The organism is Oleiphilus sp. HI0061, assembly GCF_001635675.1.
In genome coordinates this window covers 1-1,432 of sequence record NZ_LWFE01000266.1, presented here as the reverse complement: position 1 = coordinate 1,432, position 1,432 = coordinate 1, and the positions used below count along the sequence as shown (strand labels likewise).

The window sequence follows — 1,432 nt, the reverse complement described above, 5'->3', positions numbered from 1 at the left end:
CCAAGGGCGCGTTTCATCTGCAAAGACTTCAGTGATTAAGCCATCACTCCAGGCTGAGCGTATAACCCCTAAAGCCGTTCCATAGCCACCTGTAGCCAAGCCTCCGGCATTACAATGAGTCATGACAGAGAACGGTTTTTCATGGAAGCGTTTAAACACGGAACAGGCTAAATCACCCATTTTAAAGTTGTTAGCAATATCCTCTTGATGAATTTCCTGGGCGCGGAGAAGCAGCTTTTCTAAACTAAAATCCTGCTCTTTCTGCGCTAGGAGCTCTTCCTGCATAACTTTCAGAGCCCATGCTAAATTTACCGCGGTAGGCCTAGCTTGACTCAGGAATTCAATATCCTTGTTAATACGTTCATAAAAATCGACTCCATTCATTAAGTGCTTTTTTGCGCTCAAAACAACACCGTAAGCCGCACAAATACCAATTGCAGGCGCTCCACGTACAACCATCGTCTTGATTGCCGTATAAACCTGTTCAACATCATGACAACTCATATAATCTTCAGACAAAGGTAGATTTCTCTGATCCAATAGAACCAGCGCACCATCTTGCCAATCGACCGCTTTGACGCTTAGAGACTCAAACTTATTATTCAATGACTATACTTCCTACTGTTTCATTATTTCGGTGGGACTCTATCATGCATGAGTAGTTTGCAATACCAGTTCCCTCAAACTCAATTAACACTTCTTTTCTATCGCCACCTACAACAAACACTGAAGGGTTCTGAGATAGCGGTTTAACAATAGATTCTGCATCCCCTACACTATTCCCGGAGTGCGAATGCCCTGAACCCTGCTGCGCCTTTTTCTTAGAGTGATAGAGTTCGTCAAGAACAAACATCTTGTACGCTTCTGACTGGTATAAAGCTTTCAGGTCCTTTGTAAAAACGAGCAAATGAGGCTCGTTAGTACGATTTTTAACAAGTACTCTGACCTTTGAACCAGAACTAATATTGACAGATTGCGGCCACACCCTACCAACAAGCACTTCAAGCTCGACGGTACGATCAGTCGCAGCCTGACCAAACAAGGGGTCTTTCCAGTATTCACCTAAAATATCTTCTGCCGTTACGCCGGCATTCGTAGTAAGGGTAAATAAAAGAAGCAAGGAAAGGAAAAGGTAGGGCATAATAAACTTTGGTAACATCTAAATGTTGTTCAACCTAAGCAACACAACATGGAACAAAACTACAAGTGACCTTCTTTATATGAAGTATACACCAAATGTACTAACAATTGCCGGCTCTGACTCTTCAGGCGGTGCAGGCATACAAGCAGATATCAAAACATTTACTGCCTTAAATGTCTATGGAGCATCAGTCATCACCAATGTCACAGCTCAAAACTCAAAGGGAGTTAAGGCCACCTATCCACTACCAGCGAAAGTTGTGAAGGATCAGCTACAGACAGTCATCAGCGA

At 43.1% G+C, this 1,432-nt stretch carries 2 protein-coding genes and 1 pseudogene; 1 reads left to right on the top strand and 2 read right to left on the bottom strand.

The window, feature by feature from the left end; translation table 11 throughout:
- Positions 1-606, bottom strand: a pseudogene (locus A3735_RS03435) (S-methyl-5-thioribose-1-phosphate isomerase); the annotation flags it as partial.
- The gene (locus tag A3735_RS03430; protein ID WP_156490687.1) at positions 599-1,141 is read right to left on the bottom strand and encodes a hypothetical protein; all 543 of its coding nucleotides are present in this window, start codon (positions 1,139-1,141) and stop codon (positions 599-601) included. The pseudogene A3735_RS03435 and the gene A3735_RS03430, both read right to left, overlap by 8 nt.
- A 79-nt stretch (positions 1,142-1,220) precedes the next feature.
- On the opposite strand from A3735_RS03430, the gene A3735_RS03425 reads away from it, so the two are divergent.
- Positions 1,221-1,432: bifunctional hydroxymethylpyrimidine kinase/phosphomethylpyrimidine kinase (locus A3735_RS03425; RefSeq protein WP_197485634.1), on the top strand; the 212-nt coding region annotated here is incomplete at its 3' end.